General features: G+C 51.3%; 16 protein-coding genes. 6 read left to right on the top strand and 10 right to left on the bottom strand.

Annotated elements, in window-relative coordinates:
• Positions 1-7 precede the first annotated feature (7 nt).
• From lpoB to hinT, 4 genes are all read right to left on the bottom strand, one after another.
• Complete coding sequence (gene lpoB, locus C9J03_RS08175) at positions 8-601, bottom strand: penicillin-binding protein activator LpoB (RefSeq protein ID WP_039458149.1); 594 nt, start codon at positions 599-601, stop codon at positions 8-10.
• Positions 602-652: 51 nt separating this feature from the next.
• A complete protein-coding gene (locus C9J03_RS08170; RefSeq protein ID WP_039458151.1) occupies positions 653-1039 on the bottom strand; it encodes a YcfL family putative periplasmic lipoprotein in 387 nt (128 codons plus the stop codon).
• Complete coding sequence (locus C9J03_RS08165) at positions 1039-2424, bottom strand: COG3014 family protein (protein WP_044622936.1); 1386 nt, start codon at positions 2422-2424, stop codon at positions 1039-1041. The genes C9J03_RS08170 and C9J03_RS08165 overlap by 1 nt, the downstream gene beginning before the upstream one ends.
• A 140-nt stretch (positions 2425-2564) precedes the next feature.
• Positions 2565-2915: a purine nucleoside phosphoramidase gene (gene hinT, locus C9J03_RS08160; protein WP_039458155.1), complete on the bottom strand. Its 351-nt coding sequence runs from the start codon at positions 2913-2915 to the stop codon at positions 2565-2567.
• A 445-nt stretch (positions 2916-3360) separates the two neighbouring features.
• Here hinT and C9J03_RS08155 point away from each other — a divergent pair, with 445 nt between their 5' ends.
• Both C9J03_RS08155 and pyrC read left to right on the top strand, forming a co-directional pair.
• Positions 3361-5364 carry a methyl-accepting chemotaxis protein gene (locus C9J03_RS08155; protein WP_044622935.1) on the top strand — a complete coding sequence of 668 codons (2004 nt, stop codon included), beginning with the start codon at positions 3361-3363 and terminating at the stop codon, positions 5362-5364.
• A 221-nt stretch (positions 5365-5585) separates the two neighbouring features.
• Positions 5586-6617 carry a dihydroorotase gene (pyrC, locus tag C9J03_RS08150; protein WP_044622934.1) on the top strand — a complete coding sequence of 344 codons (1032 nt, stop codon included), beginning with the start codon at positions 5586-5588 and terminating at the stop codon, positions 6615-6617.
• Between the two features lie 81 nt (positions 6618-6698).
• On the opposite strand, the gene C9J03_RS08145 is transcribed toward pyrC, so the two are convergent.
• The 4 genes from C9J03_RS08145 to C9J03_RS08130 all read right to left on the bottom strand — a co-directional run bounded on the left by C9J03_RS08145 (position 6699) and on the right by C9J03_RS08130 (position 13837).
• Complete coding sequence (locus tag C9J03_RS08145; protein ID WP_044622933.1) at positions 6699-9794, bottom strand: efflux RND transporter permease subunit; 3096 nt, start codon at positions 9792-9794, stop codon at positions 6699-6701.
• 2 nt (positions 9795-9796) lie between these two features.
• Positions 9797-10882: an efflux RND transporter periplasmic adaptor subunit gene (locus C9J03_RS08140; protein ID WP_044622932.1), complete on the bottom strand. Its 1086-nt coding sequence runs from the start codon at positions 10880-10882 to the stop codon at positions 9797-9799.
• 1 nt (position 10883) lies between these two features.
• Positions 10884-11924 (bottom strand): efflux RND transporter periplasmic adaptor subunit, encoded by a 1041-nt coding sequence (locus C9J03_RS08135; protein WP_044622931.1) that lies wholly within the window; start codon positions 11922-11924, stop codon positions 10884-10886.
• A 404-nt stretch (positions 11925-12328) separates the two neighbouring features.
• Entirely contained in the window at positions 12329-13837 is a 1509-nt protein-coding gene (locus tag C9J03_RS08130) for a fumarate hydratase (RefSeq protein WP_044622930.1), read from the bottom strand.
• A gap of 266 nt (positions 13838-14103) precedes the next feature.
• Here C9J03_RS08130 and pabB point away from each other — a divergent pair, with 266 nt between their 5' ends.
• The 4 genes from pabB to C9J03_RS08110 all read left to right on the top strand — a co-directional run bounded on the left by pabB (position 14104) and on the right by C9J03_RS08110 (position 19358).
• Complete coding sequence (gene pabB / locus C9J03_RS08125; RefSeq protein WP_044622929.1) at positions 14104-15507, top strand: aminodeoxychorismate synthase component I; 1404 nt, start codon at positions 14104-14106, stop codon at positions 15505-15507.
• A gap of 212 nt (positions 15508-15719) precedes the next feature.
• The gene (locus C9J03_RS08120; protein ID WP_044622928.1) at positions 15720-16328 is read left to right on the top strand and encodes a CoA pyrophosphatase; all 609 of its coding nucleotides are present in this window, start codon (positions 15720-15722) and stop codon (positions 16326-16328) included.
• Between the two features lie 181 nt (positions 16329-16509).
• A complete protein-coding gene (locus C9J03_RS08115) occupies positions 16510-17763 on the top strand; it encodes an aromatic amino acid transport family protein (RefSeq protein WP_044622927.1) in 1254 nt (417 codons plus the stop codon).
• A 233-nt stretch (positions 17764-17996) separates the two neighbouring features.
• A complete protein-coding gene (locus tag C9J03_RS08110; RefSeq protein WP_044622926.1) occupies positions 17997-19358 on the top strand; it encodes an L-serine ammonia-lyase in 1362 nt (453 codons plus the stop codon).
• A 73-nt stretch (positions 19359-19431) separates the two neighbouring features.
• On the opposite strand, the gene C9J03_RS08105 is transcribed toward C9J03_RS08110, so the two are convergent.
• Both C9J03_RS08105 and C9J03_RS08100 read right to left on the bottom strand, forming a co-directional pair.
• The gene (locus tag C9J03_RS08105; RefSeq protein ID WP_044622925.1) at positions 19432-20400 is read right to left on the bottom strand and encodes an ADP-ribosylglycohydrolase family protein; all 969 of its coding nucleotides are present in this window, start codon (positions 20398-20400) and stop codon (positions 19432-19434) included.
• A gap of 127 nt (positions 20401-20527) precedes the next feature.
• Entirely contained in the window at positions 20528-21115 is a 588-nt protein-coding gene (locus C9J03_RS08100; protein ID WP_044622924.1) for an acetate uptake transporter, read from the bottom strand.
• Between the last annotated feature and the right edge of the window lie 362 nt (positions 21116-21477).

The following is a 21477-nucleotide window of genomic DNA, read 5'->3' as shown; positions in this document are numbered from 1 at the left end:
TCAAAAGTTACCAGCCCAGCAGGCTTTTCGATTGCTGCTTACGGATCTCGGTTTCGTCAGCCCATTCAATCAGGCCAGTCTCCAAATCCATCAGGCGCATGGTCATCTTGTAGTAGACATCTTTGTCGCTGCCGGCGGATTTCACTATGCTCGACAGGTTACCGTAGAGCATGTACTCAGCCCCGACCATTTTACCGAACTGAATCGCTGTACTCTGGTTGACTAGCTCGTCATTATTCTGGAAGTTGAGCTGCTTGCGCACGTCTTCCACACGGGTCATGTCGACAAAACGGAACTTACCCGAGTTAAGCAGGCGTGTGCTGACCGAATCGGTGATCGACTCGGTATCAATATGCTCGCTGGTTTTGTTCTTGATGCTATCAACAACAATGATTGGGCGCTGGCCATTCCCGGTAATGTAAGCGACCGAGCCTGATGTCAGCATGCTGTCAGTCATCTCTTCAGCAATCTTCTGCAAGTCCGTCGAACCAAATTCAATAGTGGTTGTTTCAGCCTGCTGGGCATCGCCATAGCTTACCTTCTGAGCACACCCGCCCATCAGCGCAGCTACCCCCATTAATGCGATTACGCTTTTTTTCATCGTTTTACCTTTATCAGTCAAACAGCACTCGCTACAGTGCCAATCCCACAATTAATAATCAGCTTTGCGGATATAAATCCGGTATTGCCTCGCCTGAGGGCTTCTGGCAACGGCTTGTAGTGTCATTGTATCTTTGCCATGAAGCACGACCTGCCGCCAAGGGCTATCGCTTCCGCTCACTTCCAGTCCTTGAGCGTCATACCAGTAAAAGCGGTATTGCAAGTTCAGATCGGAGTCAATCTGGCTGGTCACCGGCACCCCTGCCTTGAGCAAGCCGTTAACCTCGGAAATATGGGCCTGCTCAATCGAAAGTCGGCTGGCCAAGTTGGGGTTACCGATCACCACGCTTTGGTTACTGCTCTCAATACTGATCCCAGAGGTGGTGTTAGAACACGCGGTCAACCCCAGGACCAGACCCAATACAAGTAAAATTCTCATTAGTTACCCCCCAATAAGACTGACCAACCGGTCAGCTGATTTCCCTGACGTGATACCCACACCATTGTTGTTCTTCCCGCCTGGACATCTACGTCTATCTGATGGCCATTCCAGGCCAAATCATAGTGCCCTGCCGCCACATCTTGCTGGGCGATCGACACCGACGCCGGCAAGGTCTGCCAGCTTCGAGTATCTGGTTGCTCGGTAAGCGTATTGAAGATATTGGTCAATACATTACCTACATCATTGGCTTCTCTGGCCGCGGTTTTGCGCACTTCGTTCTTTGCCGCCACCCGCAAAGCCTGCCGCAGTACAATCATCGGCAGATCTTCCTGAAGGCTGTAGCGTGCCATGCCATCGACATCGGCCACGGTACTATCAACCAACGGCTTGCCATTGAGCTGCAGCGGCGTAAAAGCGTTGTTGGACGGGGTGCGATAATAAGGCAGGGTCAGATTATATATGACCCCATCGCCTCGGCTGTCCGTTAGCCAGATAGGCAAACGCCAGTCATCCCTTGCCGATACCACGCCCTGCTCGTCAAACACGATGACCCGGCCTGTGCTAGCGGAGGGCGGCTGGTATTTGCCGTAGCGCGCCTGTAGCGCAGGCAGGTCATTGTCCATCCGCATGCGTGTCGCCAGACGCAGCACCGTCTCGGCGACAAACGGGTTATCAGGTGCGACCGCCAAAGCCCGTTTGTAGTCAATATAAGCGCTGTTGAGATCACCATCGGCCTCGTAGAGCACGCCGGACAGGAAAAACAGGTAGCCGTTCTGGATATTGCCCAGCGCACTTCCCACATCCGGATAACGCGCCAAGACGGCCCCCAGGTTTTGATCCAACCCCTTTCGGCGGGCTTCCTTCGCCGCCTTGGCCAATTCGTCCTCCCGCTGCCTCTTTGCCGCTTCCTGCACTTGGTTGGCACGGCGCACTTCCACCAGCGCCCCTTCGAGGTTGCGCTGTTGGAGGTAATTGAGAGCCAGGTATAGATGTAAAAAGCCCAGCTCGTAGTCCGCAGGGCGGTAGGTGATCATATTATCATTGGTCAACAATGACCCCACCTGATTGAACCCTTCCGACACCTGAATACGGGCCTGGCGCTGCTGCTCTTTGACCGCACTGTCAGCCGCCTGCAGTGCACCGAAGCTCTGCGGGTAGTGACCAGCGACGAAGCCGACCCGCCCCCTTTCCATGCCATCCAGAATTTCACCGGCAGGCGCATCAGGCAATACGTCCATTGCCTGTTGGTACAAGCCCTGCTGCATTGCCTGATGGGCCTTGCTGTTGGCCGCACTATAGTGACTAAATAAACTCTGGGTGGATAAATTTGCGCATGCAACCAACCCAAACGACAACACCGCTACGACGGCATGTTTCAACATCTTTTGCCAATCCTAAAACAAAGCCTGAGTGCCATCTATCATCAGCAAACACGCCGTAAATACTCGCCACTCAGACTTCAATTTGGAACAGAAGTTCACTTGCTCTCGACTACCCAATAACTGGCCTGCCGAGTCTTACACTAACCAACAAGCATTGGCCCCAGTGGGCGACCACCCAACAGGTGCATATGAATGTGGTACACCTCCTGGCCCCCATGCGGGTTACAGTTCATGATCAAACGGTAACCGTCTTCAGCAATCCCTTCCTGCTCAGCGAGCTTACGGGCAACCGTAAACAAGCGCCCCATCATCAATTCGTCCTCAGCTTCCACATCGTTAACAGTCGGCAGCAGCTTATTCGGAATGATCAGGATGTGGCTTGGCGCACGCGGGTTAATATCGCGGAAAGCCGTCACCAAATCGTCCTGATAAAGAATGTCGGCAGGAATTTCCTTGCGAATAATCTTACTGAAAATGGTTTCTTCAGCCATGTCTTGCTCCATTTATCGTTATCGAATCTACACTTGCAGTATGCTCGACTACGTTGATAAGAGCAATATTGAACATTGTTTTTAATCTCTTTTCCAGCTCTTTTTGCCCCATCCCCCCAAATTATCGCAAGCCAATAGCACGAAAGCGCTCACCAACGCCGCCGGATAAGGTGAATAAATTCATGGAATAACAAAGTTATTTTTTGATGCAGCCGTCAAAGAATGTATGAAGCCAAATCAATTACTATTTGGCATGATGCACTCGACCCATAAGCGGAATTTATGGGTTGGGTGAGTCGATAATGACGCAATTTTGTTCGCTTTTTTTGCTACTAAAATTTGAGCCGTCACATTTTGTACGAAGACCAAAACCATAATTCTAACTTCGTATTACATTGCCATAAGTAAGTTCTGCTGTCGCTTGCTTGTATTGTTTAGGGATATTATGAAGACAACGAAACAGACCTCTGTCATACGACGTATGTATACCGCTATCACCGTCATGGTAATGCTATTTGTTGCCACCCTGGTGATGATGCTTGATGGAACCAACCGGATCCACCAACAGCTTCAGATCGTCACTACCCAGTCGATGCCTTTGGTGTCACTCTCAAACCAAGTCAGCGTAAGGCTGCTGGCTGCAGATAAAATCTATAAGGACTTCCTTACCAGCCAGAACCTTGAGCGTATGGATGGCTACGAAGAGCAATTTGGCCTGGCCCACCAGCAATTTCTGATGGCTTTCGAACAATTAGCGAGCGCCTCACAAAACAATGCGGCGCTGAGTGGCCAGCTAGAAGCCCTGATCGCACTGGAAAACCGTTATTTCCGCGAAGCGCACAACGCGATGGACAACTACCGAACCCAGCTGCTTGCCCAGGCCGAACGTCAACAGTCCACCCGGCGCTTCCAGCAGTTGCATGGCAGCCTCAATAGCAGGATGAAAGACTATGTGGATGATCAAGAGAGTATTTCGCTCAAGATGATTGCCAAGAACTACTTCGTCAAACTGCAGGAAACCGAGGTCGTCACTTCCGATGCCCTCGCAACGGAAGATATCAACACCATTGACAACGCCATCAAAAGCAACCGGCGAAACATCAACCACCTCAACAATGCCTATCGTTCACTGCTGGCTATCATGCCGGAGCTCAAGCCAATCTTCGACAAGTCGATTGCCCAGTACACCGTCGATATCGGTCAATCCGGCGGGGTCTTGGATGCCCACTTCCAGTATATCGAGGCCCGCAACCGGCTCTACGACAACATCGCCACCCTCGCTAATGAAATCGATCAGGCAACGGAACTGCTTGCTAGCTTCAGCGCCCAGGCGACGACCCAAATGAATACGGCGATCACCAACGCCGACCGCACCTACAACCAGGGCTACCGCAATGCGACCATCCTTGGGATCGGGACAACCCTGTTTGCCCTGTTCATTGGTTGGTATATCGCCCAAAGTGTCCGCAAACCCCTGAACGCAACCCTGGCTACGCTTGAAGCCTTAGCCAAGGGAGACATGACCAAGCGTAGCCAGGTCAACCAGTTTGCCGAGTTCAGCAAGTTGGGCAGCTACATCAATACCCTTGCCGATAACCTGCAGGAAATCCTTGGCAAACTGAGCCAGGCCTCCAGCGATCTCACCTCGGTCGCCGAAGTGAATCAGTCGACCACCACCGAAGCGAAGCACCGGCTCAACGAGCAACGCCAGCAAACGGCCTCTGTCGCCACCGCCATGACCGAGATGGAGCAGTCTGTTACGGACGTGTCCCACAGTGCCCAAAGCACCATGGAACGAGTCCATGAAGTCGAGCAAGCATCGAGCACGGGCCGGGAGGTCATGAGCCGCAATATCAATACGGCACACCAACTGTCGACGCGCTTAGACAAGTCAGTCCATGCCGTGTCGGAGTTGCAGGAAATGAGCAGCAATATCGGCTCAATCCTGGATGTGATCAGGAACATTGCCGACCAGACCAACCTGCTCGCACTCAATGCGGCCATCGAAGCGGCACGGGCCGGCGAGCAGGGACGCGGCTTTGCCGTGGTGGCTGACGAAGTCCGGGTACTGGCCAAGCGAACCACCGACTCGACGTCTGAAATCGAGCAGATGATCCAGCGCCTGCAATCCAGCTCGGGGCAGGCTGTTGACGTCATGCAGAGCTGTGTCAGCGAAATGGAAAACAGTATTACCCAGGCTTCAGAGGCCAACAGTGCGATGGAAGAAATCCAAGCCATTATTCTTGAAATCAGCCAGATGAGCACCCAAATTGCGCAGGCGGCGGAAGAGCAGCGCAGCACCACGGGCTCTATCGCCCGCTCGCTGGAAGATATCAGCCATATTGCAGACTCCAACTATAGCGCGATGGAGGAAGTGGCCGAAGCCAGCGGCAAGCTCGATAGGCTCGCTCATCAGCAGAACGATCTGGTCCACCGGTTCACACTGTGATGGATACCTTATTGCGACGCCTACCTTGCAGCTAATCTATTGTTAGCCAGCCCCTGCGGCTGGCTTTTTAATCCGCTCCCTTTCAAAGAGGCAAAAACTCGCCCCAGAAGCAATCGTTTGCCACGAACGGCATCAATTAATTCAATAGTTTGAACAACCCGCTTTACAAGCTCTGGCGGAGGTTTTAGAATCGGTCGATTTTTTTTGGGAGGGAAGCAACAATGACGACTATTACGATCACACGTCCTGATGACTGGCACACCCATTTGCGCGATGGTGATGTGTTGACAGATACCGTTCGCGATATCAGCCGCTACATGGGTCGAGCTATCATCATGCCGAACTTGATCCCACCGGTCACCGATACAGAAGCTGCACTGGCCTACCGCGACCGTATCCTTGCCGAAAAGCCTCAAGGCAATTTCTCTCCTCTTATGACCCTCTACCTGACCGACAACACCACCCCTGACGAAATTCGCAAAGCTAAAGCCACTGGCCATATCTTTGCCGCCAAACTTTACCCTGCAGGTGCAACCACCAATTCCGACTCGGGAGTGACGTCTATCGACAAGTTGATCCCGACGCTGGAAGCGATGCAGGAAGAAGGGATGCTGCTTCTGATCCACGGTGAGGTAACAACCCACGAAGTAGATATCTTCGATCGCGAGAAACAATTCCTCGACACCGTACTGGGCCCTATCGTCGAGAAAATGCCAAACCTGAAAATCGTGGTCGAGCACATCACCACCAAAGATGCCGTCGAGTTTGTCAGCAACGCCGGCCCTAATGTGGCCGCAACCATCACGGCACACCACCTGATGTTCAACCGCAACCACATGCTGGTTGGCGGGATCCGCCCACACTTCTACTGCCTGCCAATCCTCAAGCGTAACACCCACCAGCAGGCGTTGGTGGCAGCAGCAACCAGCGGTAGCCCGAAGTTCTTCCTGGGTACCGACTCAGCTCCGCACGCCCAAGGGCGTAAAGAGTCCGCTTGCGGTTGTGCCGGCTCATACACCGCACACGCAGCCATCGAACTTTACGCGGAGGTATTCGAGCAAGCAGGTGCACTGGATAAGCTAGAAGCATTCGCAAGCTTCAACGGTCCCGACTTCTACGGTCTGCCACGCAACGCAGATACCATTACCCTAACCAAAGAAAACTGGGCTGTGCCTGAAACCATGGCGTTTGGTAACGATGTTGTGGTACCCATCCGTGCTGGCGAAGAGATGACTTGGAAAGTAACGGCTTAATCAGTCATTGACTTTCATCAGAACAAAAAAGGGGCGCATATTGCGCCCCTTTTGTTTTTCTTAGCGATTATTCAGCAAAGATTAGCTGTGCACAGGCTCCGGTGCCACAGAGCTGCTGCCTGGCAGTGCGACATGGTGGAACAAGCGATACAGTACAGGCACCACAATGAGGGTCAGTACAGTTGCAAAGCCTAACCCGAACATAATGGTCACCGCCATCGGCTTGAAGAACACATCCGGCAGCAAAGGCACCATCCCCAAAACGGTGGTAATTGCCGCCATACACACCGGCCTGACACGACTCACCGCCGCATCAACCACCGCCCGGTACTTCTCCTTGCCACTGGCAATTTCGATCTCGATCTGATCCAGCAGGACAATACCGTTCTTCACCAACATCCCCGACAGGCTGAGAAAACCAAGCAGAGCCATAAAGCCAAACGGCGTATCGAGCAAAAGCAGCCCGGTGGTCACACCAATCACCGCCAGTGGGACTGTCGCCCAGACAATCAAGGCTTCTTTCACTTTGTTGAACAGGAAAATAGTAATGAGGAACATTACCAAGTATCCCATCGGCATGGTCTGGAACAGCGAGGCTTTGGCATCAGCCGAAGACTCATATTCTCCCCCCCATTCCAGCGAATAGCCCGGCGGGTAGTCCAGCCCTTCGATAAGGGGCTGGATCCGCGCCTGCACCGTCGCCGCCGTTTCATCACCCAACGGATCCGGATCGGCCATCACAGTTAGCATCCGCTTGCGATCTTTTCTCGCAATCAACGGGTCTTCCCAAATCATATTGACGCCATTGATCACCTGCTGCAACGGAATATAGCCTTGCGTTGCCGGACTCCAGATTTTCATCCCTTCAATCGTACTGACATCCACGCGCTCCTGTTCTGGCAAGCGGGCGACGATGGGCATCAAGTTGGTTCCGTCACGATATATCCCGACAGTCAGGCCGGAGAAGGACATCTGCAACAGATCGTCGACATCTTTTTTGGTGATGCCGTAACGGCGGGCCTGACTCTCGTTGAACACAGGCTCGATCACCTTATTACGCTCACGCCAGTCATGGCGGATATTGAACGCCCCCGGATCGGCATTCATGATATCCACCACCTGCTTGGCCAACGTCCGCAGCACTGTCGGATCCGGACCAACCAAACGGGCTTCGATTTTCGATCCTGATGATGGACCAAGCATGATCTGCTTGAGCTTGTATTCCAGCTCGGGGTGGCGCGTGTCCAGCACCTCACCGAGCTTGCCCATGACCGGCATCACATCCTCGAAACTGTTAACCCGGATAATCAATTCGCCATAGGAGGAATAACTCTTCTCCGGCGAATAGGTCAGCATGAAGCGCTGCGAGCCCTTGCCGGCACTGGTATTGACATACTCGACCCGCTCGTCCTGCCTCACGATACCTTCCAGCTCTTTCAAGGTCGCATTAGTTGCCCGGATGTCCGTCCCTTCCGGCAGCCAGATATCAACCATAAACATCGGTGTCGTCGACGACGGGAAGAAGGACTGCTTGAGTAGGGTAAAGCCATACAAGCTGGCCCCCAGCATAACCACCAGCACAATCACTGTCATCCAGGCACGGCGCATGCAGAACTCAAGGAATGTCTTGTACCAAACAAAAATCTTGCCGGCATAAGGGTCCGCATCCGGATCCTGGCTACCGGTTTTGACACTCTTGAAGAACAAGTCACTGAAGAACGGCGTCAAGGAGATAGCAGTAAACCAGCTGAGCATCAAGGAGATCAGCAGCACGGTAAACAGCGTCCGACAATACTCGCCGGTCGAGTCCTGCGACAGGCCTATCGGCGCGAATGCCATAACCGCAATCACCGTCGCCCCCAACAATGGCCACTTGGTTTGGGTCACAATGTCAGAGGCCGCCTGCATCCGGGTCCGGCCCTTCTGCATCCCGATCAGCACCCCTTCAACCACCACTATCGCATTATCCACCAACATACCCAGTGCGATAACCAGCGCCCCAAGAGAAATCCGCTGCAAGTCGATCGCCAGCCAGCTCATGAAGACAAAGGTGCCCAACACAGTAAGCAGCAGGATCAAACCAATCAACAGGCCGGATCGCAGCCCCATGAAAAACAGCAGGACAATAATAACAATTGCCACTGCCTGGCCCAGGCTGATCACAAACCCACTGACCGATTTGTCGACCTCGGTCGGCTGGCTATACACCACCCCGATGTCGATACCGACGGGTTGCTGCTCTTTAAGCTCTCGAAGCCGCGTTTCCACACGCTTGCCAACCTCGACAACGTTGACACCTTCAACTGCCGAGATCCCAACATGCAGCGCTTGCCTGCCGTTGTAGCTGATCAAATTACTCGGCACTTCTTGGAAATCACGCTTAATGTCAGCCACATCCTTCAGGTAGATAAGCCCTTCTGCCCCGCTCTCGGTGATGATCAAGTCGCCTAGCTCATCAACGCTCTGGAACTCACCGGTCGGGTGGACGCGGATATACTCATTGCCGATGCGGACGGCACCGGCACTGGTGACCAGGTTCTGGGTTTCGAGCGTGCTATAGATGGTCTGCGGCGAGATCCCCAAGCTGCTCAGGCGTTGCATCGAGATTTCGATAAACACCTGCTCTTGCTGGGTCCCCGTCACCGATACTTTTCCGACGCCGTCGACAAGCTCGATTTCACGGCGCAGATAATCCACATAGTCGCTGAGCTCCTTGTAGCTGTACCCCTTACCGGTTATCGCCAGCAACATCCCGAACACATCACCAAAATCGTCGACAACCGAAGGCTCATGCACCCCCGGCGGCAACGACGGCTTGAGATCATTGACCTTGCGCCGCATTTCATCCCAAATTTGCGGCAGATCATCGGGGCCGTAGTTGTTCTTCATGGTGACGGTGATCTGAGACAGCCCACGGCTAGAGACCGAGTTCACCTCATCAACATAGATCAGCTGCTGGATCGCCTTCTCTATCGGATAAGTCACTTCCTCTTCAACTTGCAGAGGTGTCGCACCGGGATATGCGGTGATCACCATGGCATCTTTGATTGTGAACGCCGGATCTTCAAGACGCCCCAAGCCGAAGAAGGCCATGGTACCGCCGATCAAAAAGATCAGGGTCAACATCCAACTGATCACTTTGTTGCGAATGAAATAGCTTGCAATATCCTGCTTCATAATCAGCCTGCCTCCTTATCGACGATGGTGACCGACTGGCCTTCGCGTAATCTATTTGCCCCTTCAACCACGATATGCTCGCCCGCTTCCAACCCCTCAAGTAATCGAATTCCTTCTGGCACCACCTTATCGGTGACCACCCTGCGCTTGGTCACCGTGCTGTCATCGTTAACGACCCAAACAAACTTGTTCTCCATGGCAAGATCATCACCATCTTCGTTAATGATGGCCTCGAGCGGGATCACCGATTCATCCCGCCGATAGACCTTAAGCTTCTGGGCATCGGCTCTCACTTCTACCGCCATACCATCGAGGATAAAGCGATCCTCGGGCATGGGCATGGTGAGAGTGACTAAAAATGACCCCAAATCAGGATCAGGTTCGGTGGTGAATTCCTTGAGGAAAGCCCGGTATTCAGCACCGCCCTCTAGCAACACCCTCGCCCCCGGTTTGGATTCCTCCAATTCAACCGCCGTACTTTGGGAATAGATCATATCCGGAGCTTGGATAAGGATGTCTACCTGATCCGCCAGGTGCAGGTTCATCACCAGCTGACCAACCTGAACATTCTCGAACTGCTCAACTGGCACCCTTGAGATCACCCCCGAAAACGGGGCCTTGAGTTCCGTGAACGTCAGGTTGAGCTTGGCCAAATCGAGGCGGGCCTTGGCAATCCGGCGCTGCGCTTTCAGCTCATCAAACTGCGACTGGGGCAGGAAGCCCTGTTTGACCAACTTCGCCGAACGGCGGTACTGACTATCGGTAACGTTGTACTTGGCCTGGGCGTCATCGACTTCCAGCTTGTAATCGGTTGGATCGAGACGGGCAAGTAGTTGTCCTTTCTTGACTTGATCGCCAGGGCGCACGGCAATGTGGATGACTTCGCCCTGTACCCGAAATGACAAACTTGACTTATCGGCTGCTGCGGCAACCGCAGGAAAAGTCAGCTGTGGCGCTGATTGTGCGATTTTCACTTCAACCACCGATACGGGGGCAACGATGGAACGTGGCTCGACAGGCGCTTTATCACACCCGTACAGGAAAGTCACTCCCCCAAGCACCAAGGGAATTAGGGTTAATTTATTCATCCTACAGTCCCCGCTCTTTTATCCATTCGCGCACCCTCTGGCCCTCTTGCAACTCCTGAACTCCGGAGGTGGCTATCAGGTCTCCATCGTTCAACCCATTCACGACTCTGCGTTTATCATCGAGCTGAACGGATACCTTGCTGACTATGCCTTGCTCGTCAACCCGCCAGACAAAGGTGGTGTCCCCTTCGGTTAAGATGGCACGAGATGGAATGGAACCGCTGGAGCTCTGAGGGATCGCCACACGTACATGCCCAGCCATACCGGGAAGCAAATTGAACCCTTCAGGGCGTTCCATAAAGAGCGTCACTTTGTAACTCGACGTTTTTGCATCGGCCTCGGTATCGATTTCCTTGAACTCGGCGGAGAAGGTCTGGTTAGGGATGGTATCGAAGGTAACCGTTGGCTCCCGATCAAAATCGTTGCGATGCTGGAAACGAGCAAACAGCTGATCCGGTAACTGAAAGGTCACATTGATCAAACCAGCACTTTGAATATGCATAACGGGCTGCTTGGCCGCGACGTATTCATAGTTTTCGACCAACGACAAAGACAGTGTGCCATCGTAAGGCGCAACCAAGCTGGCATAATTGAGATTTGCCTGAGCTTTGTCCAAATCCGCTTTGGCTTGGTTGAGTTCAGCCTCCGAACGGTCGAAATCCAGCTCTGATACCACCTTGGTTTTGAGCAGCTCTTTATCTCGCTTGTACTGCACAAAAGCCAGCTCATAGTCGGCCTTTGCCTGCTCAAGCAACAGGCTGAGTTCATCAGTATTGAGGTGGGCGAGAACCTGCCCTCGCTTGACGATATCACCGGGCTTGCCATTGACCTTGTCAAGCTGTCCAGACACCCGAAAAGCCAAGACTGCTTTATCACCAGCCTCAACAACAGCTGGAAATGTTCGATAACTTTCGCTACTGCCTACCGATACGGCTTCTAACTTGACAGGCCTGGAATCGGGCTCAGGAATGGTGACTTCTTTATCCCCGCAACCTTGCACCAACAATGCTAACAAGGCCGGGGCCCACAACACGCGTCCCATAAAATCCTCTGTAATTCTTAATTTTTGTTGTATTTATTTCAGCTACCAAGCGCACGTGGCGCGAAGATGTGACACTAAAACGCTTGTTAATACTATAGTTCATTTATTGCTGCATTAATGAAACCAATAACAAAAAACCAACAAAAAACAGGTTATTAAGTAAGACAATGACGTTATCAAAGCTCAGATATAACAACGATAGGCAACAACGAGAAATCAGCAGAAGTCAGTAATTATCAGATAAAGAAATCGCCACCCCGCTAAATGCGTGAAATGATAAGGTGATTTTTTGAGGTAGATTTAGCTATTTTCACATCGCTCAATAGCCGCGTGTTCCGGCCTGGCTTTTAGCAATAAAAAAAGGAGCCATATGGCTCCTTTTTGACGGTTAATAACCAGAATGCTTAGCCTTCAAGCTCAGCAATTTTCACTTTCCAGGTATCTGGCCCCGTTTGGTGGGCATTCACCCCTTCGGCATCAACGGCAACCGTAACTGGCATATCTTCGACTTCAAACTCATAGATTGCCTCCATGCCCAAGTCTTCGAACGCCACCACACGCGCTTTTTTGATGGCTTTGGCAACCAAGTAGGCGGCTCCGCCGACTGCCATCAAGTACACCGCTTTGTGCTGTTTGATTGACTCAATCGCTGCCGGACCACGTTCTGCCTTGCCGATCATACCGGTCAGGCCGGCTTGCTCGAGCATCATGTCGGTGAACTTGTCCATACGCGTAGACGTCGTTGGGCCAGCAGGGCCAACAACCTCATCGCCCACTGCATCGACAGGGCCGACGTAGTAAATGAAGCGGTTAGTGAAATCAACCGGGAAATCTTCACCTTTCGCCAGCATGTCCTGAATGCGCTTGTGCGCGGCATCGCGGCCAGTCAAAATCTTGCCTGACAGCAATAGGGTCTCGCCAGAACGCCACTCTTGGACATCAGCCTTGGTCACTTCATCAAGGTTAACGCGGCGGACATTGTCACCGACTTCCCAGGTCACTTCCGGCCAATCCTCAAGCTTCGGCGGCTTTAGATCTGCCGGGCCTGAACCGTCCAGGGTAAAGTGAACGTGGCGGGTCGCTGCACAGTTCGGGATCATGCAAACCGGCTTAGACGCTGCGTGTGTCGGTGCCGTTTTGATTTTGACATCCAGTACCGTTGTCAGACCGCCAAGGCCCTGGGCACCAATACCGAGCTTATTCACCCGATTGTAGATATCAAGACGCAATTCTTCTTCGGCATTTTGCGCACCGCGCGCCTGCAACTCATGGATATCAACAGACTCCATCAAGGATTCTTTCGCCAACACTGCCGCTTTCTCGGCGGTGCCGCCAATACCAATACCCAGCATGCCCGGAGGACACCAGCCCGCGCCCATCAATGGCACGGTTTTCTCGACCCACTCAGCCACATCGTCGGATGGGTTGAGCATCACCATTTTGGTTTTGTTCTCAGAGCCGCCGCCTTTGGCCGCTACCTGGATTTCAACTTTGTCGCCCGGTACCATGTCGATATGGACAACGGCAGGGGCATTGTCTTTGGTATTCTTGCGGCTGCCCGCAGGATCAGCTACGACAGAGGCTCGTAGCGGATTATCCGGGTTGGTGTAAGCCTGACGTACGCCTTCATCGATCATTTCCTGCACGGTCAGATCACTGTCCCACTGCACGTTCATACCGATTTTAACGAAACAGGTCACGATGCCGGTATCCTGACAGATTGGGCGGCGACCTTCAGCTGACATACGCGAGTTGATCAGGATCTGAGCAATCGCATCTTTCGCAGCTTGGCTCTGCTCTTTGTGGTAGGCTTTTTCCAAAGCTTGAACAAAGTCGAGCGGGTGGTAGTAAGAAATGTACTGTAGCGCATCAGCCACACTACTAATTACATCTTGTTTCCGGATGACGGTCATATCTGCCCTCGTTGATTTTTTATCATTCCCTGGCGCCCGATTTTTTTGCTTCCAGTGTAGGGTGTGATTCACATTCTCTGTAGAAAAAATGCAACCACGCGGCCATGATCCTCATGGCGTTTCTCCATCCAGCCTATTTCGTTGCTACCTGCTAAAAATAATGCCTTCAGGACGTCCTTGGGCGTCGGATTAAATTCTGTGTTTATGATACTCTTGCGGATAATTTCGCGCCATGCGCCAAACGTACACCTGTCACAAAAAAGAAAATGATTTGTAAATCACATCCAGAACTGAGTATTGAACAACTCGACTACCACAAAGACGCCTCGCTAACGTGGTTTGAATCGTTTGCGGGTCTGCCTTGGGCTATGATATTACGCTCCGCAGCTTCGGATCATCCAGATAATCGATTCGACATTTTAGTTGCTGATCCTTTAGCCACTTTAGAGACATATGGTGAAACAACTCATATTAAATTTTCAAATGGTGATGAAAAGTCGAGCAACGATGATCCGTTCGCACTGATCAAGTCGGTACAGCAACAGCTGCTTCCGTCAACAACCCCTCTGAAAGATGTGCCTTTTATCGGCGGTGCTGTCGGTTTGTTCAGCTACGATCTGGGACGCAGGATCGAAAAAGTGGCCAACACCGCCAAGCACGATATTGCCACTGCCGACATGGCGGTGGGAATTTACGACTGGGCGTTGCTCGCCGATCACCACACCGAGCAGCTGTATTTGGTGTCCCCATCAGGCGGCGATCGCAAGCAATGGCTGCAACAGCACCATAAAAAGGCACAGATCGCGGCCCCGGCTACTAATTCGCAACACCCGCCGCTCTTTTCATTAACATCGCCGTGGCAGGCGAATATGGATATAGACGAATATCGCAGTAAGTTCGATCGTATCCAGCAGTATCTGCTATCGGGTGACTGTTACCAAATCAACCTGACCCAACGCTTTTCAGCTGATTACCAAGGTGACGAATGGCAGGCATACCGATTACTGGAAGAGCGCAATGGCGCCCCATTTTCCGCCTTTCTCCGCACTGGAGACAGTGCGATTCTCTCGCTATCACCGGAGAGGTTTCTGCAGCATCGCCATGGTGAGGTTGAGACCAAACCCATCAAAGGTACCCGACCTCGAGATACCGACGCCGCCCGTGATGCTGCTCTGGCTGAAGAGTTGCGTACGACAGAGAAAGACCGCTCAGAAAACCTGATGATCGTCGATTTGCTGAGAAACGATATCGGTCGGGTGGCCAAGCCGGGCACGGTAAAGGTACCAAAGCTGTTTGATATTGAGAGTTTTCCTGCCGTGCACCATTTAGTCAGCACCGTCACCGCAGAGCTGGATACGCAGTACACGGCTACCGACCTGCTTCGTGCCTGCTTCCCGGGCGGTTCCATTACCGGGGCACCGAAGGTCAGGGCGATGGCAATTATCGAAGAACTAGAGCCAAATCGTCGCAGTGCCTATTGCGGCAGTATCGGCTACATCAGCCGTTGCGGCCAAATGGATACCAGCATCACCATCCGGACCCTGGTTGCCAACGAGCAGACACTCCATGTTTGGGCTGGCGGCGGCATTGTGGCCGACAGCCAGGCTGACAGTGAGTACCAAGAAACACTGGATAAGCTGAGCCGCATTCTGCCAGTGCTGGGAAACTAGCCTCTGGAGACATATACCCCAGAAATCCAGCCCAACACCGTGTTGGGTTGGTTTTTGGGTTTGTAATTGTTGGGATTTATTTATAATCTTATGACCCATTGCTGCACGGATCCGCGGCATCGAACCCGCAACTCATGAAATCAATTCGCTAAGTTGCTGTTTCAACATCTATAGTTATTAGTATGCCGTCATAGCAGCACCACGGAAGGTTTATGAATTGCCAGCAACAGATCATCACCCGCTTCTTGCTTGCCCCGCAAGCCAGCTACGATAAGAGCCATACTACCCGAGTTAGGCAGTACATCCGTGACGGCTATCAGCTCAAACCTGCCGCTGTGCTTATCCCGCTCGTTCCCCGCCACGACTCATTCAGTATGATTTTTACCCGCCGGGCGCAACACCTCAAACACCACCCGGGACAAGTTTCATTTCCCGGCGGCCGATTTGAGCCTCAAGATATTGATTTAATTGATACCGCACTGCGTGAAACCCATGAAGAGACTGGTATTTTATGCAACCGTGATAGCATTATTGGACAGCTGCCAAGCTTGCCTACTATCAGTGGGTATATCGTCACCCCGTACTTGTCGGTGATCTCGCCGGATTACAGGCCAGAGCTGGATCCAAACGAGGTTGATGAATTGTTCGAAGCCCCAATCGAACACGTATTAAACCCGATGAATATACGGATACAAAAAGTTACCCTTAAAGGGAAAACACACAATATTTATTCAGTTCCATTCAGCAAATATTCAATCTGGGGTGCCACCGCCCAAATGCTCAAAGTGCTCTCTGATCAGCTGTGGTATGAGCAAAACTAATCTGACACGATAATTTCCCTAATATTACCTCAGACTTTAGCGTGATCCATGTCACACTAAATTGTATTGCAATTTCGCCCCGTTACATAACGAGATCTCGATCAAGGTTTTCCTGCAATAAATCACGAAAATGCGCCCCGTTCCTAATTTCCGTTCCGTAATTAACTTTGGATATATAATCATGCAAACATCTACAAGCACCGTAGCAACTAGTGCTGCAAAAGCAGGATGGACGTATAAAGACGTAACATGGGCACTATCTCTATTCGGTACTGCTGTTGGCGCGGGCGTATTGTTCCTGCCTATCAAAGCGGGTGCTGGCGGTTTCTGGCCTCTTGTTATTCTAGCCCTGCTTGCTCTTCCAATGACTTGGTTTGCTCACAAGAGCTTGGCTCGTTTCGTTCTTTCTGCTAAAAACCCAGAAGCAGATATTACTGATACTGTTGAAGAACACTTCGGTAAAGCTGGCGCAAACATCATCACTTTTGCTTACTTCTTCGCCATCTACCCAATCGTTCTTATCTACGGTGTAGGTATTACCAATACTGTTGACTCTTTCATGGTTAACCAGCTAGGCATGGAATCACTTCCACGCTGGATCCTGTCTGGTGGCCTGATCATGGCGATGACTGCAGGTGTAGTATTCGGTAAAGAACTGATGCTGAAAGCAACTTCAGCAATGGTTTACCCTCTAGTATTCGTTCTACTAGCACTTTCTGTGTACCTGATCCCAGATTGGAACGGCTCAATGATGTCTGTAAGCCCAGACTGGAGCGCAATGCCTTCTGTTATCTGGCTAGCAATCCCAATCATCGTATTCTCGTTCAACCACAGCCCAATTATCTCTCAGTTCTCTAAAGAGCAGCGTCGTGTATACGGTGAAAACGCAGTACAGAAAACTGACATGATCACTGGTGGCGCAGCAATGATGCTGATGGGCTTTGTAATGTTCTTTGTATTCTCTGTAGTACTGTCTCTATCTCCAGAGCAGCTAGCTGATGCACAAGCACAAAACATTTCTGTACTGTCTTACCTAGCAAACATCCACGAGTCTCCAATGATTTCCCTGATGGGCCCTATGGTTGCTTTCGCTGCGATTACTTCTAGCTACTTCGGCCACTTCCTAGGTGCCCACGAAGGTCTAGTAGGTCTGGTTAAGTCTCGCTCTGACATGCCAAAGAGCAAGATCGAGAAAATCTCTCTAGCATTCATCGTAGTAACAACTTGGGTTGTTGCAGTCGTAAACCCAAGCATCCTAGGTATGATTGAAACAATGGGCGCACCAATGATTGCCGCTATCCTATTCATCATGCCAATCTTTGCAATGCAGAAAGTACCAGCAATGGCTAAGTACAAAACTTCAGCTCCTGCTCAGATTTTCACAGCACTATGTGGTATTGCCGCGATTACTTCTGTAATCTACGGTGCACTATAAGGCGATTTATCACTGACTTAGTGATAATTCACCAGCGCTAAGTGAATTTGTAAGAAAATGTGCTACTACGCATAGTCTTCTGACTCAAATTCCGTAAAATAGAGCCACTAAAGAGCAGGACGCGTTTGCCCCTGCTCTTTTGTTTTGATTATCTCGCCAAGGAAGGGGCGAGAATGATAAAAACTATACAGTCTCACGGTAACTAGATAGTTACCCTGACTGAGGTATTAGCAATGATCAGTGTTTTTGATATCTATAAAATCGGTGTGGGTCCTTCCAGTTCGCACACTGTCGGCCCAATGAAAGCAGGTAAAGAGTTCATCGATGACCTGCGTGCCATGGGCAAGCTTCGTGACGTGACTAAAATTACCGTGGATGTTTACGGTTCGCTTTCTCTAACCGGTAAAGGTCACCACACTGATATCGCAATTATTATGGGCCTGGCTGGTAACAGCCCTGAGCATGTTGACATCGACAGCATCCCTGGCTTTATCGCCCGCGTTGAAGAAACAGAGCGCCTACCAGTTGGCATGCACTGCCACACTGTCGATTTCCCTCGTGAAGGCGGTATGAACTTCCATACTACTAACCTTCCTCTTCACGAAAACGGTATGACTATTCACGCTTTCATCGGCGAGGAAGAAGCATACGCCAAGACTTACTACTCTATCGGTGGTGGTTTCATCGTTGACGAAGAGAACTTCGGCAAATCAAGCGAATCATCGGTAAAAGTGCCTTACATGTTTACTACCGCAGAAGAGCTAGTAAACCAGTGTAAGGAAAACGGCCTGTCAGTAAGCTCACTGGTTATGTCTAACGAACGCGCAATGAACGCGGAAGACGAAATCAGCACTTACTTTGCCAACATCTGGCGTACCATGCGCGAATGTATGGAGCGTGGCATGAGCGAAGAAGGTATCCTTCCGGGTCCTCTACGCGTTCCTCGCCGTGCAGCGGCTCTGCGCCAGCAGCTAATGACAACCGAAAAGCTGAGCAACGACCCAATGACCGTTGTTGACTGGGTTAACATGTACGCTTTCGCGGTGAACGAAGAGAACGCAGCCGGTGGCCGTGTGGTTACCGCACCAACTAACGGTGCTTGCGGTATCATTCCTGCGGTTCTGGCTTACTACGACAAGTTCATCCAGCCAGTTGGCCCGAAAGAGTACACCCGTTACTTCGCCGCTTCTGGCGCTATCGGCGGCCTTTACAAGCGTAACGCGTCTATCTCTGGTGCGGAAGTTGGCTGTCAGGGTGAAGTTGGTGTGGCATGTTCAATGGCAGCGGCTGGCCTTGCTGAGCTTATGGGCGGTAGCCCTGAGCAAGTATGTATGGCTGCTGAAATCGCGATGGAACACAACCTGGGCCTAACCTGTGACCCTGTTGCTGGCCAGGTACAGGTTCCTTGCATCGAACGTAACGGTATCGCAGCGGTTAAAGCTATCAATGCTTCACGTATGGCACTTCGCCGCTCTTCTGAGCCTCGCGTATCACTGGACAAAGTTATCGAGACGATGCTTGAAACCGGTAAAGACATGAACGCAAAATACCGTGAAACCTCACAGGGTGGCCTGGCAATCAAAGTAATTTGCTAATTGCCCAGTAAGTAATAGAAAAGCTACCCACTCGGGTAGCTTTTTTTATGCCCGTCGCCTGCAGGGCCATTGCTTAGAATGCCCCACCCGCATTGTGCAGCAGCTGCTCAATGTCTTCCGCCAGCGCCTCGCCGCACTGCAAGGTGGTGATCCACGAAATAGGGATCCCCCGGGTATCACCAAAACCATAGCAGGCCCCGGCGATCGCCCCGACCACTATTCCCCGGCCGCAGCTGTCACCACCTACCGCAATATTGGTGAGTATCGCCTCGGTATAGCTTGAGCTGTTCTGTAGGATCCATGCCGCCATCGGTAGGCTATCGGCAAGGTGGCAGGCACTATTTGCAATCGACAGCACATGGGAAAGATCATTAACATCACCACTGAGCACCCTGACCTGCTCGATTTTCTCCTGTACCAACTCAGGGCATTTGACCTTCAGCACATTAAGCACCGGCTCCATGCGACGTGAGCGCAAGGCTTCGTTGAGAGCGCTGGCAAACGCCTTGGCGCAAGCTAATGCCAATTCATTTTGATGAGTCACCCCGACAATACGGTCAATTTCGCTTTCCAGTTTCTCCGAAGGCATTTTCAGCGCCACCAATGCCGGTACCGCACACAAGGCAGGGGTCTGGTCGTCATCACAGCCAGAGTCTTCCGGCCAATCTTCTGGTAACAGGGAAAACAGAGACAGCAGCAAGGCTTTGGTCGGACTATCGACATAGCCGATGAACTCGCCGCCGGGGCCGAAGTAATCCAAGATTTCCTGCTGCAAACGATGAGTCTCGACATCGGGTTCACTGAGCAGCCGAATATACAGGGCTAGCCATTCACCATAAATGGTCAGCTCCCCTGCCGTGAGCTTGTCATGGGCATAGTAACCTTCTACCCCTTCATAATGATGGGCATCCGGTTCGATAAAAGGAAAATGCGGAAGAGATTGGAGGGTCCGGATACGCTCCGGGGAATAGATCCAATGGGTCCCCATACTGGCAGCATCGGCCACCAGCGCCCCCATCAGGGCTGCATAACGTTGTGCCATTGTCTTGTCCTTTCACGATCTCAAACGATGAAATAAGCTTATACCCATTCCCGCGAACTGGCTGAACAAGAATAAAAAAACCCGCCATTAAGGCGGGTTATAGTAAACAATCAGCGATGGGCTTTAATTAAGCAGCCGCTTTAAATGCTTTTGCTTTCTTCAGTTCGCCTACAGGCAGGATGGTACGACCGTACTCGTTGTTAAGTACTTGTGCCATTGCAAAGTAGATAGCACTTGCACCACAGATGATGCCTTCGAATCCAGCGATAGTGCCGATTAGTGCGCTGCCAGTGAAGTCACGCGCTGCCAATAGGAAGAACAGTACAGTTAGAGAGCCGAATACGAACTGCTTGGCGCGAGGGTAGCATAGCGAACCAATGAACATGAAGCCGGTGAAGATACCCCATAGTAGTAGGTACCAACCCATGAAGCTTGCAGGGCTTGCAGGCAGACCCATGTAAGGCATTACGATTAGACCAACAAGCGTCAGCCAGAACAGACCGTAAGAAGTAAATGCAGTCGTACCAAACGTGTCACCACGCTTGAAGCACATCATGCCTACGATAACCTGGCTCAAGCCACCGTAAAAAATACCCATAGCTAGGATCATCGAATCAATTGGGAAGAAGCCCGCATTGTGGATGTTCAGAAGGATGGTAGTCATACCAAAGCCCATAAGACCTAGTGGTGCTGGGTTAGCTAGTTTCGTAGACATGTTTTCCTCAAATAGGAGTAATTCAACAAAAATGATAAAGATTAAAATTTGGGTGCATCAATCAATGCGCGGCGAATTCTAAAGGACGCTGACAGGCAAATCAAGCCAAAACCCGCACAAAACTTAACCAAACTCAAAAAAAGTTGTAATTTAGCACCGACATGTAAAGCAAATTTTTTCCTCAAAGCGTGGTGAACTGTTAGCAAATGTAATCAACCAAAGACTCCAGAACATAACGAAAAATAAAATACCGATACAAAACAACAACTTAACCACAAGCACTAACCACCTTTATTGTCATAAGTTTTCACAAGTCGTTTTTAACTCTTATTGGCCCAGCTTGCGGCTAGCTCTGGGGTACA

Source organism: Photobacterium gaetbulicola (genome assembly GCF_003025515.1).
Lineage (GTDB): Bacteria > Pseudomonadota > Gammaproteobacteria > Enterobacterales > Vibrionaceae > Photobacterium > Photobacterium gaetbulicola.
This window is presented reverse-complemented; position numbering and strand designations above follow the sequence as displayed.